General features: G+C 41.0%; 12 protein-coding genes, 1 tRNA gene and 1 pseudogene. 6 read left to right on the top strand and 8 right to left on the bottom strand.

Annotation, left to right across the window (positions count from 1 at the left end; all coding sequences use genetic code 11):
* Positions 1–15 precede the first annotated feature (15 nt).
* Positions 16–4,689, top strand: coding sequence for a hypothetical protein (locus tag AWW68_RS03730; protein ID WP_068216721.1), 4,674 nt, complete (start codon positions 16–18; stop codon positions 4,687–4,689).
* A 12-nt stretch (positions 4,690–4,701) separates the two neighbouring features.
* The gene (locus AWW68_RS03735; protein WP_068216723.1) at positions 4,702–5,448 is read left to right on the top strand and encodes a peroxiredoxin family protein; all 747 of its coding nucleotides are present in this window, start codon (positions 4,702–4,704) and stop codon (positions 5,446–5,448) included.
* A gap of 5 nt (positions 5,449–5,453) precedes the next feature.
* Here AWW68_RS03735 and AWW68_RS03740 read toward each other — a convergent pair whose 3' ends face one another.
* The gene (locus tag AWW68_RS03740) at positions 5,454–5,660 is read right to left on the bottom strand and encodes a hypothetical protein (protein WP_068216725.1); all 207 of its coding nucleotides are present in this window, start codon (positions 5,658–5,660) and stop codon (positions 5,454–5,456) included.
* A 171-nt stretch (positions 5,661–5,831) separates the two neighbouring features.
* On the opposite strand from AWW68_RS03740, the gene AWW68_RS03745 reads away from it, so the two are divergent.
* A complete protein-coding gene (locus tag AWW68_RS03745) occupies positions 5,832–6,323 on the top strand; it encodes a hypothetical protein (RefSeq protein ID WP_068216727.1) in 492 nt (163 codons plus the stop codon).
* Between the two features lie 100 nt (positions 6,324–6,423).
* Here AWW68_RS03745 and AWW68_RS03750 read toward each other — a convergent pair whose 3' ends face one another.
* The 7 genes and pseudogenes from AWW68_RS03750 to AWW68_RS03785 form a co-directional block, all read right to left on the bottom strand.
* Positions 6,424–7,287 carry a DUF5777 family beta-barrel protein gene (locus tag AWW68_RS03750; RefSeq protein ID WP_068216729.1) on the bottom strand — a complete coding sequence of 288 codons (864 nt, stop codon included), beginning with the start codon at positions 7,285–7,287 and terminating at the stop codon, positions 6,424–6,426.
* Positions 7,280–7,828 carry a YceI family protein gene (locus tag AWW68_RS03755; RefSeq protein WP_157717517.1) on the bottom strand — a complete coding sequence of 183 codons (549 nt, stop codon included), beginning with the start codon at positions 7,826–7,828 and terminating at the stop codon, positions 7,280–7,282. Before AWW68_RS03755 ends, AWW68_RS03750 begins: the two co-directional genes overlap by 8 nt.
* Positions 7,829–7,834: 6 nt before the next feature.
* Complete coding sequence (locus AWW68_RS03760) at positions 7,835–8,230, bottom strand: OB-fold protein (protein ID WP_068216734.1); 396 nt, start codon at positions 8,228–8,230, stop codon at positions 7,835–7,837.
* Positions 8,231–8,244: 14 nt separating this feature from the next.
* Positions 8,245–9,033, bottom strand: coding sequence for a hypothetical protein (locus tag AWW68_RS03765; RefSeq protein ID WP_068216736.1), 789 nt, complete (start codon positions 9,031–9,033; stop codon positions 8,245–8,247).
* A 153-nt stretch (positions 9,034–9,186) separates the two neighbouring features.
* Positions 9,187–10,449 carry a hypothetical protein gene (locus AWW68_RS03770; protein ID WP_068216738.1) on the bottom strand — a complete coding sequence of 421 codons (1,263 nt, stop codon included), beginning with the start codon at positions 10,447–10,449 and terminating at the stop codon, positions 9,187–9,189.
* Positions 10,449–10,847 (bottom strand): annotated as a pseudogene (locus AWW68_RS03775) (RNA polymerase sigma factor); the annotation flags it as partial. The gene AWW68_RS03770 and the pseudogene AWW68_RS03775, both read right to left, overlap by 1 nt.
* Positions 10,848–11,346: 499 nt before the next feature.
* A tRNA-Leu gene (locus AWW68_RS03785) sits at positions 11,347–11,430 on the bottom strand.
* Between the two features lie 121 nt (positions 11,431–11,551).
* Here AWW68_RS03785 and AWW68_RS03790 point away from each other — a divergent pair.
* The 3 genes from AWW68_RS03790 to AWW68_RS03800 all read left to right on the top strand — a co-directional run bounded on the left by AWW68_RS03790 (position 11,552) and on the right by AWW68_RS03800 (position 14,373).
* The gene (locus tag AWW68_RS03790; RefSeq protein ID WP_068216743.1) at positions 11,552–12,247 is read left to right on the top strand and encodes a LiaI-LiaF-like domain-containing protein; all 696 of its coding nucleotides are present in this window, start codon (positions 11,552–11,554) and stop codon (positions 12,245–12,247) included.
* 51 nt (positions 12,248–12,298) lie between these two features.
* Complete coding sequence (locus AWW68_RS03795) at positions 12,299–12,613, top strand: hypothetical protein (protein WP_157717518.1); 315 nt, start codon at positions 12,299–12,301, stop codon at positions 12,611–12,613.
* Positions 12,614–12,822: 209 nt separating this feature from the next.
* A complete protein-coding gene (locus tag AWW68_RS03800; RefSeq protein ID WP_068216748.1) occupies positions 12,823–14,373 on the top strand; it encodes a TonB-dependent receptor in 1,551 nt (516 codons plus the stop codon).
* Positions 14,374–14,387: the final 14 nt, after the last annotated feature.

Raw genomic sequence — 14,387 nt, forward strand, 5'->3', positions numbered from 1 at the left:
CAAATGCGAACTAACATGCTCAAAGGCATAAAGTTGTCTTTTCTGCTGGTGCTTATTGCTTTACAGTCGGTACATGCTCAAACCGCCACTGAAGGCGACTCGTTGGTTATTCCACCGAACGTTAAGATGATTGTGGAAGCAGAAAACCCAGCCATCTTTCCGCAAGAGTATCACTTCTTTATTGAGGCCTATCAGAATAATCAGTTGTCTGCAACCACTAAAGAAAGACTACTCAAAGCCCTAATTGCCCTAGATCAAAAAAAGGTTCGTATTCGTTACGATATCAAGGAACTGCTCGATGGCCTTAAGCTGGCTAAAGAAGAAAGAAATTTCAGCCAAGAAAGCATGGAGAATTTGGCTTACTCCATTCAGAAAGCAGCTGAAGCTTATGACAGAATTCATCTGAACTATTACTTCGAAACCCTCTATACCTTTCTAAAACACGAAGCCATTTACAAAGACCGATATCAGTCTATAAGCTTTAGAAATGCCGAATACGAGGTGCTATTTAGCGAGGATAATTACAATGCTGAAGAACCAATTGTTTATCAGGAATCTGAGCCAGTAGATGTAGAGACCTTGAGAGCGCAAGCCAGAGGAGAGTATGAGGAACCTGAGCAAGTGGTAACCGACCCTTTTACTGAACCAATGCTAGACATGTACAAGGAGTTAGGTTCAGTAATACATCTAAAGCGAGGCGATTTAATCTTGGCCAGTCAGTCGGATACGTTTGAGATTATAGGGACAGAAGGTTTTTTCCTTTTCGATCAAAAGCTGTTTAGAGGTCAAGATGGATTTGTAGACTGGTCTACTTTAGGACAACCCAAAGAGGCAATGCAGGTAAGGCTAAAGCAATATGAGTTTCCTGTAAATGCTCACGAATTCAAATTTGAAGATGTTTACTTCAAACAACCAGCAAAAATTGACCAACCTATTTCTGGTGTTTTAGACTTGAACATTAGGCCAGGCAGAAGCCTACAGGGCACCTATCCGAGGTTTATTTCTTACAATGCCGACACTCCAATTAAGGGTTTAGGCTCCGAAAAACTCACATTTAAAGGAGGGGTAAACTATCAGGGAATGAATTTTTATTCTAAAACTGCTTATGACGAGCCCTCCACTTTATCTGGCACTGTTAATGGCGAAAAGAAGTTCAAGGCCCTGAGCAAAGGTTTTGTCTTCAACAACAAAGACTCTATTGTATCTGCAGCCAAGGCCGATGTTATTCTGTATCATAACAATGACTCTATCTTTCACCCAGCAGTAGAGTTTAACTATGACTACCAGAAAGACTTACTAGAAATGGAGACTAGCGTAGACGGTTACAAAACTACTCCATTCAGGTCTTCATACTACAACATGGACCTTTCTGGCGACTTATTAAGTTGGGACCTGAACAGTGACTCACTGAACATAACCATTAATTCTGCCAGAGCAGATGTACCACTCTCTCTAGAGTCTAAAGATTTCTATAGTGCCGACAGGTACTTCGATATGTCTCAAATATTCAGTTTTCACCCATTAATAGCCGCAGCCAACATGGCTAAGAAAAGTGGAGGCATATTTTATACCAGCACCATGGCCAGGCAGTATCAACTGAACGAAGGTCTGGTAAACAAAGCAATGGAATTGCTCATGTCTCGTGGCATGGTTAAGTACGATGAGGTTACTGGGGCTGTAGAAATTCTGGAGAAGGGCTATCACTACCTAGAGTCTAGCAAAGGCAATAGAGACTATGACGACCTAATTATTTCTTCGGTAATTGCCAACGCACCCAACGCCACCTTCAGCTTTAAAGATTCTGTGTTGACAGTTAGGGGGGTAGACAAGTTTCTGCTCAGTGATTCCTTAGACGTAATTATTACCCCAACCAATAAAGAAATCAGAGTCTTAAAAAACAGAGACATTGAATTCGATGGTGCCCTAGATGCAGGAAACTTTCAGTTTAACGGAGAGCAATTTACCTTTCGATATGACAGCTTCTTGGTAAACTTAACCAAGATCGATTCCATAGAATTAAGGGTTGAAATGGATGCTGGTCAAAGTGAAACACTAAGCAATCAGCTTGAAAAAACTTCTGGTGTTCTGCGCATTAACGACCCCAATAATAAATCGGCTCTTAAGTCTATGCCGGAGTTTCCAATATTCAGCTCATCTGAAAATGCCAGCGTGGTTTTCGATAAGTCAGATGTACTCAAAGGTGCTTACGACAGCACGGTATATTTTGATGTCCCTCCTTTTCAACTAGACAGTGTGGCCGATGCCGACCCATCGAAATACGCTTTTGAAGGTACTTTCTACTCCAACGGAATTCTCCCAGACTTCAATGAAAACTTGAAGATTATGCCCGATAAAAGTTTCGGGTTTATCCACGCTATTCCAGATAGTGGTTACAACCTCTACAGCACGGGAGGTAGGCTGTATGGGGAAGTGCAGTTAGATAAAAATGGTATTACCTCGCCAGGAGTTATTGACTACCTCACAGGAACTTTCGACAATGAACGGGCCACCATGTTTCTAGACTCTTTAGTGGCTGAAAAAGGAATTAAGGGAGGCCTACAGGCAGGTTTTATAGACACCGTTTCTTACCCAGCTATGTCTATAGAAGCCTATGAAATGAACTGGTTGGCTAAGAAAGACAGCATGATTTTGCGCAACCTCGAAAAAGAAAAACCCTTCAGCATTTTTGAAGATCAGGCGAAGCTTAGAGGAGAAATGACATTGCGTAAGACGGGGCTTTTTGGCAAGGGAGAAATGCAGATAGCAGGCTCAACTCTAAACTCAGACTCCATTGCCTATTCTATCAATGCATTTGAGGCCAGAAACAGTAACTTTTTACTCAATGCAGACAATTCGGTAAAACCGATACTGAGCTCTGAAGAGGTTAGAATCAATTTCGATGTAGAAAATCAGCAAGCCAGTATTGAGCCTGAAGTAGCGGGAGCAGCTGCCCTTGAATTTCCTTTTGCACAGTTTAAAACTTCAATTCCCTCTGCCGTTTGGGATGTAAATAATAAGATGGTAACCATGAGTAAGCCAGACGAGGTGCCATTGGAACAATCTTTCTTCTACTCTACCAATAAGCGACTAGACTCACTGGCCTTTATGGCCACAGATGCTGTTTATGACATTGAGAGCAAGGAGCTAAATGTTACTGGTATTCCTTTCATTAAGGTAGCCGATGCCCTCATTACACCAGAAGGCCAGGAGCTTACCATTCTAGAGAATTCAAAAATTGATAGGCTCAAGAATGCAGTCATATTAATGGACACTGCCGGAGCGTATCACAGACTCTACGATGCAGATATAGAAATACTCTCTAGGACCAGCTTTAAAGGTAGAGGAACCTACGAGCTGATTAACGCAGTGCAAGATACATTCGCTATACAGTTCGATGATTTTCAATTTATAGCTAAGGACAAAGAGCATGGCCCACACACGAGATCTAGCGGAAGAGTTACTGCCGAAGAAGGAATTAGAATTTCTCCAGGCTTTATTTATGAGGGAAAAGTGACCATGTATGCTTATAAAAAAGCCCTAGAGCTAGATGGAGCTGTTAAAGTAGACCTTGAAAAATTGAATGAAAGAAACATTTGGATCGAATACTCTTCTGCAGACGACATTCAGGAGGTCATCATTCCTTTCGATGAGGCTAGAACAAGACAAGGTCAACCATTAAATGCGGGAATTCACTTTGATAAACAACAACCTTACATGTCGTTTATCACAGAAAAACGAAGCATTGTAGACGATGATTTCTTCGTTCCTCGTGGTGGGGTTCTTTATTACGATGCCAACAACAGCTCTTTCAGAATAGATAACCCTAACAAGAAGCAAGACCCATCTCAGTATTTCTCTGGGAGCATGTTTAGCTACAATGAAGAGCTTCAGAATGTCTCTTTTGAAGGTAAGCTAAACTTTATGGCTGGCAACAGCCTCAACAATATTCAGGCCGCAGGAAAAGGAAAAGGCAACCTAGACTCTGCCAAATTTGAGGTAGACGCCATGTTTACCATGGCCTTTGGAATGCCTTTAGAAGCGCAAACTGCTTTTGCTGGCAACCTTAAAGAAATGGGAGAGAAATTGGGCGTACCGAAGGCCCATGAAGACCGTTCGGAGCTCATATATAGAGTAGCAGAGTTTATTGGAGATGATGCCACCAGAAAATGGGACAACTCATATCAATCTCTTCCAATACCCCTTGTAAATGCTTCTGGAGGCCTCCTAAACCAAGATTTAGTTATCAGTAATATTCATTTAAACTGGTCTCAAGAGAATAAAGCATTTTACAGCGAGGGTAAGATAAGCGTATCTAATGTCTCTAATGTAGACCTTAACATGGAGCTAGACGGCTACATGGAAATTAGAAAAACGCCAGAAGGAGATATTATGAACCTTCTGTTAGAAATGACTGACGGCACCTGGTATTACTTTATGTACGATGGTTTTGTACTTGAATCATTTTCTTCAAACGATGCATATAATGCTCAAATTCCTAACATCAACACTGGTAAGGGTAAAGTTGGCAGCTTTAGAACCATTCCGAGCTCTAAAGAGCGAATTATTCAGTGGGTAATTGACTTTAAAAAGCTATACTTCGGCATTGATGAACCTTATCAGCTATTGATGGCTTCTGAGTCTAATCAAACACTCAAGAAAAAAGGAGCTGTTCAGGGTGAAGGTTTCTAATTAACTTGCTACATGAAAAAACTCACACTAACATTTCTGGCTTTATGCCTTTTATCTATTGCTTCCCAAGCACAGACTTACGACTTTCTAGGGTCTGAGCTTAAGCGAATGACAATAAATCGGAATATTCAAATAGACCCGATGAGTTTAGACGCCTACCTACACACTGGAGAGAAAGTGTCTAAAGGCGAGATAATGAACTATTTGATGATGGTTGAATACCAAGCCGCAATTTATTCGGACAGTAAAAACGACCCTAAGGCCATCATTTTCGAGAAAGCTTCTGAAGAAGCAAAGGCCATGAAGATTAAGCGTTTTGAGAATATGACTGGCAGCGACTTCATGCTCAACCAACAAGCAAATAATTTTGAGCTTCAGAACTTAGTAGGAAACTCAATAAACCTAGAAAGCTTAAAAGGTGAAGTGGTATTGCTCAACTTCTGGTTTGTCGGCTGCAAGCCATGTATAATGGAAATGCCCGAACTCAACGAGTTAGTAGAAGAATTTAAGCCAAAAGGAGTCAAATTTTTAGCCATTGGTTTAGACAATGTGGCAAGAGTAAATAAGTTCCTAGAGACACATGAATTCAATTACGAGCTACTTCCCAATGGCAGAAGGGTAGCCACAGATTATGGTATTTTCAGTTACCCTACACACCTGCTTATAAATGAAGAGGGCAAAGTAATATTTTCGCAAGTAGGTTACTTTCCTGGACTTAAATACGCCCTGAGAAAGCAGTTGAAAGATGCACTTAAGTAATAGGCCTATTTAAGCTTAACAACAATTTGGGTATCGCGCACATCTATAAGCTTACCCTTATGTTTACCAGTAAGAATTTCATAAACGCTTCTTTGTAGGTCTTTAGAAGCCAATTCTGAGAAGTGTACCTTAAAGGTTTTTCCAAACAAATTCTCCTTGGTATTGGAGTACCATCTGTCTTCTGATTTTGATTTGACGAGTTTTACCTTCATCGTACTCAATCTATGTTGAAAGATAAACTGGTAAGTTAAATTAAAGTTCAAGTACAGATGAACTGATTGTTACTATATGCCATTCAGGCACCTGAGTGCCCGCAGACCGGCAGCCTGTAACTTTCCTCACTAATGATCGTCTTTTTAGCATCAACAAACAAAAAGGTCACCATGAAAAAACTCAGTTTATTATTATGCCTACTGGCAATCAGCACATTAAGTCTGGCTCAGTCTAAAGTGAAGGAAAAAGACCTCATTGGTCAATGGCAAATGGTCATAGACATTGACCTGGATGAGGTAGAAGAGGAATTAGAAGACGAAAACTGGCTAGCCAGAAAAATAGCAGGCTCTGTCACCGGTTTGGTCAGTGATATTCTAGAAGAGATTGACATTCGGATGGACTTCAGAAGCAACGGAGAGGTAAAGATTATGGTAGAGGCATTCGGAGAAAGAGAAACAGAATATGCAGAGTGGGCAATTAGCAGAGACGGAGAATTAAGAATTTTTGATGAGGATAATCATCGCTGGAGCAACAGACATGTAAGCTTTGGTAATGACGATGATGTATGGCTTATGGATGATGGCCATATCGTTCAATTCGAAAGAGGTTCAAGAGGCCGAATGGAGCGTAAAGAAGTTTACCTAAAAAGAATAAATAGGTAATTACTTCACCATACAGGAGGATATCTTACAGGCTATTAGTTATGCTATTCCCCGTTAATCCAGGGAAACTCTAATAGCTCGCGAGATATCCTCTTTTACCTTACTTCAGTTGAAAAGTTCTGGAAATATTAAAGCCAAAGTGAATATCTCCATTGAAGAAATCGCCTGTGGTTTCTGCCAGAAAACCTTTCTCAATCATTGCCTGAGCATTGGTTAGCTGCAACTGAAACACATGCCCACCAGTTTCTATATCGAACCCAATCGCGATCACATTTTTAGATAGCGGATCTTTTCTCTGAAACTGATAGTAGTATTCTGCATTTAACGAAACACGTTTATTAAGCTTTATTCGGCCACCAATACCTGCTGCAAAAACATTGTTGCGCTCATCCGTTGGTTCTATAGCATTAAAGTGAATTAACGTTGGCATTACTTGCATAGAAAAAGCAGAACTGAACTTTCGGGCAATAAGCACCTGATGAGTATAAGCTATCTTTTGGCTAAACGTAAGCTCTTCAAACTCGCGCTGTCTTAGTGTTTTTATGGAAATTGATGACAGCAAAGTAGCCGACACTGGTACATTGCGCTTTCCGCTGGTCTGATGCACAAAAGCATACTTAAAGTATCCATCGAAAGTCTTTTCAAAAGAACTCCTACCTATTCCTAGGTTGATGTTGTCCGTTAGACCATAATCCAAGCCAAGCCTTACGTTAGATTGGTCTAAGCCAAAAAACTCATACGCTCCGCCATTTAACCTCCCAAAACGGTGCGAAATGATAAAGTCTAAATTGTTTCTATCTCTGGTTTCTACCGTGTGCCCATTAATAAGCCTGGTACCTTTAAAAATAGCTTCAACTTTAGTCTCAACCTCTTCGGTTTCTTCATCTAGAATAGCCAGTAGATCTTCTTGCGCCCAAATAGCAGAGGGCAACAGCAGCAATAGACAAAAAATGTATCTAGTCATTTCTCTGGAATTTAAAGTTGGCGGTTACTTCAACCTCTTTGGCAATATTATTTCTCACCAATTTTGGAATCTCTATGTCATAATCGGCCACCACTAGGTTGAATGTTGATTTAACGGTAATCTCTTTCTCACTCACATTGAACTGACAAAGCATTGTCAGATCCTTCGTAACTCCATGAAGGGTCATCTGACCCTGGATTTCCGTTTGAAAACTTCCAAGCTTAGCTAGCATTGAAGGGTCAGCAATTTGTCCAGAAAATGTAGCCTTAGGGTACTTATCAGACTCCATGTAGTTTTCATTGAAGTGCTCCTGCATTAAGGCTTTTTCGAACTTAAACCCTTTAATCAGAATGGAAACTGCTGCCTTTCCCGAAGGAATTTCAACAATACCTAAGGCCGAATTATTTGTTGCCTCAATATCTTCCATAGGGGCAGAAGAGTAGAAACTCACTGTTCCCGATCTGTCTATTAATCTAGACTGTGCTTTTGCGCTAGACTGAGCTAGCACAATGGCCATCGATAAAAGAAGTAGTTTTTTCATGTTCATTTAGTCTAGTATCACACATTCAGTTAGTACTACATCCAACAAGAGCCCAGTACAAACACCCTTTAATCTTACCAAATCTCCTGCCTTGGTTTCTAACTGCTCATTGGTGGTTAATTCTGCTCTTAGGCTCACCATATCAGTTCCTTTAATGGTTAAAATGGTCGGGTTTCCAACTTCTTGGCTCAATAAGACGCCTTCAACTTCAATCACCTTATCCAAATACTCATCGTTAGCCTTTACTTCATCCATTTCAAATGCAGCCGAAAGTGCTGTGGCTTGCAACACAAAATCAGAAGCTTTTTTAGAAGTGTCTTTTCCTGTTCTGTTGAACTCATATAGCCCATAGGCAATACCCGCGGCCACCAAAAGGCCAGCAACTATTAGTATCTTTTTCATAGCTACTGAATGGGTTAGTTGTCTAAGGCACCATCATTTACCCAACAGGCAATAGCCTCTATTTCAGCATCTGAGAGCCCTCCACCTGGCGGCATAGTTTTGGCTGAAGTTCTAGCCTTAATTCTATCAGCAAACTGCTGAATATTGGAGAAGGTAGATAAGTTTGGGCTTTGAGAACCAGCATGACAGCCACTGGTAGCACAGCTACTAGATATAATTTGGGCCACACTACTATTGAAGCTAATTCCGCTGAGCACGGTTACATTTTCTGAAGTTTCACAGTTGGAGGCATCTTTTGTAACTACTGTATAGCTACCAGCTTCTAACTGAGCAAAAGTGTTGTCAGACCCAAAGGCTCCGCCATTGATGCTGTAAGTATAGGGCTCTACTCCTCCCGTTGCCGTTATTACAATTTGGCCTTCAGCAGTTCCGCAGCCACTATCGGCAATATTGGTGCTCATGTTTACACCATCTTCATTAAGAATACTCACCTGTAGCGTAGATGTACACTCGTTGGCATCTTTAACGTTTACGGTGTAGTTGCCAGAAGTTAGGTTGGTAAACAAACCACCAGACTGAAAAGAACCGTTATTTAAGGAATACTGAAAAGGCCCCTCTCCACCATTTCCTTGTACTTCTAGGCTCCCATCTGCTTGGCCACAATGGGCATCTGATTTTGCAACCAAGTTTAGAATAAGCGTGCTGCTACTGCAATCAACAGCTGGCTCTAATACTGAAGATTCGCAGCTAATTCCTATTAGCAGCACTGTCAGTAAACCGATAATTGAATACGTTTTTTTCATATGCTTAAATTTTATGGACAACACGCTCCCAGTCGGCCCCTCTACCTTTCGATTTTTATATACGCACCAAAGTGCTGTTTAAGACTTAGCGTAAAAACCGATAAATAGCTAGGCTGAATTACTGAAGGTTAGTGTTCCTGTTATTACTCGCTTTTAGTTTTTAGAGAAAAGTTTATAGTTGAAGCCTACATTCACACCAGAAGACAGTAAGTCGACATTACCATGACCAACGGGCTGAATAGTAGTTTTAAAATACGGTTCAAAAATGAGAGATGAACGTTCAGACAACTGATGCGCATAGACAAATGAAATACCTACTGCTGCAGCTATGTGCTTGTTTTCATTTTTACCCTCCCAACCTGTAGACAGGCTCGGATCATACTCATCATAGAAATAGCTATACTTCTCTGTTAAAAACAGAAAAGAAGATAGCCCCAAGTTTGTCCAAACAGAACCCCTGTTCGTTTTGAACAATCGCATGCCAAAAGACACTGGTATCTCCAATACCAAGCACCTAGCATCTGTCAAATCTGGCTCCACACCAGACCTTGAATAGCCTAAGGATGGTGAATATTCACCCTTTCCAGCTGTATAAATTTTGTTATTCAATAAAAGTCCAAAACTCCATACACTCTTTTCTTTGGAGTGTCTATTGAACTGGAGGCCAACCGTTTGACCCAAACTGTTGAAGAGGTCTTTAGCATTGGTGCTGCTGAAGTCTGGAGCAACCAAAACTGTGGTAGACCAAAACGGATTGAATGTCTTTTCTTCCACCATAAGCGAATCACCTTTCGGAAGTTCAATCCAACCTTGCACTTGAGCAGGAGGAAAGTTCAACTCTAGTAAACTCAGTGGAGCTACTTCATAAAAAGAAAGGATTTTATTGCCAATTGGTGGAACCGTGAGTGTCTTTCCTTCTTGCGTGAACTCATCGTTGCCTGTATTCAACTTACTATTCTGTACCAAGCTGGAAGAATTGAATAGTTCTGTTTCCTCTTCTGGTTTAACTCTTTCTGCAAGCAATAACGCATTAGGTTTTGCTTCCTGTACTGCTTTCGACTGGGTTTCTAAATCCGCAACCGATTCCTGCTGCCCTAATTCATCCGTTTCAGTTATCACTGGCTCACCTTCCTCATTGACAGGCAGCTCTATTGGCGCTTTACTGGCAGGTAGGGTGTCTTGTACATGGCTTTTTTCAGCCACCTTGTGCCAATACCAACCTATTAAAAAGGTGAGTATAGGTATAAGAATGTAACCTATTCGTTTCCTAAACCTCAACCAAAATGGAATTTTAACCAATCCGGCATCATCAAGTTTATTCGCAAGAATATCCCACTGCTCTTCTTCAAATGGAAACTCCTTTTCACTCAAGCGATTCTTAAAGAATTTACCAATATCGTCTCTCTCTTCTTGCATCAGCTAATTTCAAAATAGACGTCTAAATAATGTTGCAGCTTTGCCTTTGCTCTTGCGTAGTTAGATTTGGAAGTACCCACCGAAATACCCAAAATCTCTGCAACTTCATCGTGCTGATAGCCCTCAATGGCTCTCAGATTAAACACAGCCCTGTATTGTGGAGGCAGTTTTCTTACCATCTCCAAAATTTCTTCATAGGCCATATTACCTTCAATAGTCTGTTCAGACCCTGGCTCAACCGACTCATCTAAAGGTGTTTCAAAAGCATATTTCTCTTTTTTCTTAAAGTGATCTATAGCTGTATTAATTAGTACTCTGGTAAACCATGGTTTAAATGGCCTCTGCCTATCGTATTTCTTAATTCTTTGAAACACTTTCATAAAACCATCATTCATTACCTCCTGAGCCTCTTCCTAAGAGTCGGTATACCTCATGCAAATACCCAAAGCATAACTGTATAGGGCCTTGTACAGATCTTTCTGCGAGGCTCTCTTCTGCTTTATGCAGCCTTCTATCAGTTGCTTAAGGTTCAACTTCTCTGGCATGAGGTGTTATTCTTTTGCCGTCCTTTATTTAGTAGTACCTAGCCTAGCGGAGAAATGGTTGCGTGGCTAGAAAGTTTTTATTAAAAATAACCTAAGTTATTATTATAGAGATGGTTATGTAATGAAAAAACCACTACGTGCTGAAAGCACCATATTTTTAGCAACTGAAAGTCGATTTGAATGGCTGACTTAGAAAATGTGCGATTGATGTCAATCAAAATTAGTACATCGTAAATTTCAGGAAGCTTTTTAGAAGCTAAAGCCAATTGCACCAAAGGGCACAGTTTTAACTCCTTACGCGACCAATAAAAAAGGGCATAAAAAAACCCTGACGAGTTCGTCAGGGTTTTTGTGCGCACGAGAAGATTCGAACTTCCACGCAACTGAATGCACCACCCCCTCAAGATGGCGTGTCTACCAATTCCACCACGTGCGCTTGGAAAGGTTGGCAAAAGTAAATAAGAATTCAGCTATTTCAAATAATTACAAGGAGCCTTTGCAAGATTCACCATTGCCTAAACCCTGCTTTTTTCTACTTTTAGCTAATCTCGCAATTCATGAACAAGGAAAGCACGAATAAACTTATTGGCCTCATCTTTATAGTAGTTGGTACTCTGGCTGTACTCGGCAACTTTGATTTAATACCATGGAGACTGAGACACTACCTTTTTCAGTGGGAAAATATTCTCATCCTTATTGGAGGTTTTCTAATTCTCTCAGACCAGAATAGAAAGGCTGGATTAGTTGTGCTGGTGATAGGGCTAATCTTTGTAATTGACGACTGGATGCGCGTAGATATTTCCATTTGGGAACTCTGGCCATTGATTTTTGTCTTTGCAGGAATTCATCTCATAAGAAGAACGGTACAAAAACCCGCGGCAGGAGAGCCTTACTCTGAGCAATCTACCGATGATGGAGACCGTGTGGAAGATATAGCGGTTTTTAGCGGAGGCGACAAAGTTGTTAATACTAAAAACTTTAAAGGAGGGTCTTTAACTGCTGTGTTTGGAGGCTCTAATATTGACCTTACTATGAGCGATATTCAGCAACCTTCAGCTGAAATTGAGATTTTCTACATGTTTGGTGGGTCGAAAATCAGGGTGCCCAAAGGTTGGCAAGTAGATATGAGGGTTACCAATATTTTTGGCGGAATGTCTGACAAGAGATTAATCACAGACACATTGGGAGATTCGCCAAAACGACTGGTAGTAAAAGGTCTAGTTATTTTCGGTGGGGCTGAAATTTCTAATTAGCGCTTTTCTAATCAGAATTGTTATCCTGTTGCATTGCTCTAATGATTACTTTTGACGCATCATGAGAAGAGCCTTTGCCTTTCTTTGATCATCTTTGCGGTAAGTTTGGCGCCCTGCACCGACTGTTATGGCGAAGATGTAATCAATGATCAAGAGCTGACCGCTCAGGCTCCAGTTGAAGATGCTCATGCCGATGATGTAGAAGAATGCTCCCCATTCTGCTGCGCCTGTTGCAACTTCACCATCTCACAAAAAGCGTTTAATGTAGACTTGGCTCATTCTACCAATTCAGCATATTTTTCTTCGGTTCTTCTTTCAGAACCAGTCAAACACAGCCGAGAAATCTGGCAACCCCCGCGAGCATAATTCTTGCAAATCTTTGACTGTCATACATCTCTACCTTAGCTGCGGTTTATTACCCTAGCCCTAAAGTATAGCTGAACTGTAAGGGAATAAAAGGGCTGCGTGAGGAAACTATATCTACTCATTAGCTCAGTCAGAGATTTGTCACGGTTCGTTTTTCAAGCGAATATTTCGGCCCAGTCAGGCCATTTTTAGCATTTAATAAAATTCACATGAACACTATAAAACTATTTATAGCCGTGTTTCTGCTGTCTTTTGGCAGTTTAGCACAGGCTCAAAACTCTATTACTTTTAAAATAACCGATGAAGAAACTGGTGAACCATTGATTGGTGCAACTGTCTACGCTTCGGCTACTATGGGCGCCATTGCCGACAATAATGGCTTAGCTACCATCAACAATATTGAGGGGGAAAGCATTACTGTTAAAATCTCTTTTGTAGGCTATGAAGCTATTAAAAACACGTATTCAATTCCATATGAAGGTAAAATGCCCATAGAAATTAAAATGGAGCATCACCATGAGGAAGTGGAAGAAATGGTGGTTACCGCTACCAGAACGAGTAGGAGCATTGAGGATATTCCTACAAGAATTGAGTTTTTAGGCGCTGAAGAACTGCAAGAAAAAGCCGTAATGAGATCGGCCAATATTGCCATGTTGCTTCGCGAAAGCACAGGTATTCAGATGCAGGTTACTTCACCAAGTTCGGCCAATCAGAGCATCAGAATTCAGGGTTTAGATGGTAGGTATACTCAGTTGATGAAAGACGGTTTTCCACTTTATGGTGGTTTTTCTGGTGGCTTGAGCATTATGCAGATTCCACCGTTAGACCTGCGACAGGTGGAAGTAATTAAGGGAAGTAATTCTACACTTTATGGAGGTGGAGCAATTGCCGGACTCGTTAACCTCGTAAGCATTCGACCTGAAGAAGAGGCTTTAACCAAAGTAATGGTAGACCAAACTTCGGCAGGAGGAACCACCTTAAACGCGTTCTACGCCTCTGCTGAAAACCGATGGTCATACACCCTTTTTGGTTCGGGGCATAGACAAACCGCCTACGATGCCAATGATGATAACTTTTCTGATTTGCCAGAAACAAGGAGCATTACCCTTAACCCAACAATTTTCTTTAAGCCTTCAGAAACCGATGAATTTAGGCTAGCCCTTAATGGAACTTTTGAAGACAGATGGGGCGGAAACCTCAATGCTGTAGATGATAGAGAGCCAAACGCTCAGAACTATCTTCAAGAAAATGAATCGAGGAGAATGTCTTATCAATTGAGTTATACCAAAACTTGGGACGAAAACAGGCGGCTGACTCTAAAGAATAGCTTGCTTCATTTCGATAGAGGTATTCATCAATTTCAATATGGGTTCGATGGTGAACAAGTCGCTACTTTCAGTGAAGCCACTTACTCATTTGGTCAAGCAAGAAGCAGCTGGTTAGTAGGTATGAACATTTACTCTGACCGATTTAACGAGAGCCATGATAGCAACAGTGACAGAAGCTATGAGCAGTTTACGGCCGGTGTCTTCATTCAGCAAAACACGCAGCTTTCTGAAGACTGGTCTTTGGAAACTGGCCTTAGGTTAGATCAAAGTAAAGACTATGGCTTGCAAACCTTACCAAGGCTTTCTGTAATGTATAAGGCGCATCCAAAACTGACTTTCAGAATGGGAGGCGGATTAGGCTATAAACTGCCTACCATCTTTACGGAAGAAACGGAAAGGCTTTCTTTTAGGGCCTACAATCTTTCAACCTGAATAACTTAGATGCG

This window comes from Roseivirga spongicola (assembly GCF_001592965.1).
Taxonomy (GTDB): Bacteria; Bacteroidota; Bacteroidia; order Cytophagales; family Cyclobacteriaceae; genus Roseivirga; species Roseivirga spongicola.

What these genes read in the sequence shown, in the direction of transcription:
- AWW68_RS03730 (WP_068216721.1), top strand. Translation starts at nt 16, where the DNA reads ATGCTCAAAGGCATAAAGTTGTCTTTTCTGCTGGTGCTTATTGCTTTA.
- AWW68_RS03735 (WP_068216723.1), top strand. Translation starts at nt 4,702, where the DNA reads ATGAAAAAACTCACACTAACATTTCTGGCTTTATGCCTTTTATCTATT.
- AWW68_RS03740 (WP_068216725.1), bottom strand. Translation starts at nt 5,660, where the DNA reads ATGAAGGTAAAACTCGTCAAATCAAAATCAGAAGACAGATGGTACTCC.
- AWW68_RS03745 (WP_068216727.1), top strand. Translation starts at nt 5,832, where the DNA reads ATGAAAAAACTCAGTTTATTATTATGCCTACTGGCAATCAGCACATTA.
- AWW68_RS03750 (WP_068216729.1), bottom strand. Translation starts at nt 7,287, where the DNA reads ATGACTAGATACATTTTTTGTCTATTGCTGCTGTTGCCCTCTGCTATT.
- AWW68_RS03755 (WP_157717517.1), bottom strand. Translation starts at nt 7,828, where the DNA reads ATGAAAAAACTACTTCTTTTATCGATGGCCATTGTGCTAGCTCAGTCT.
- AWW68_RS03760 (WP_068216734.1), bottom strand. Translation starts at nt 8,230, where the DNA reads ATGAAAAAGATACTAATAGTTGCTGGCCTTTTGGTGGCCGCGGGTATT.
- AWW68_RS03765 (WP_068216736.1), bottom strand. Translation starts at nt 9,033, where the DNA reads ATGAAAAAAACGTATTCAATTATCGGTTTACTGACAGTGCTGCTAATA.
- AWW68_RS03770 (WP_068216738.1), bottom strand. Translation starts at nt 10,449, where the DNA reads ATGCAAGAAGAGAGAGACGATATTGGTAAATTCTTTAAGAATCGCTTG.
- AWW68_RS03790 (WP_068216743.1), top strand. Translation starts at nt 11,552, where the DNA reads ATGAACAAGGAAAGCACGAATAAACTTATTGGCCTCATCTTTATAGTA.
- AWW68_RS03800 (WP_068216748.1), top strand. Translation starts at nt 12,823, where the DNA reads ATGAACACTATAAAACTATTTATAGCCGTGTTTCTGCTGTCTTTTGGC.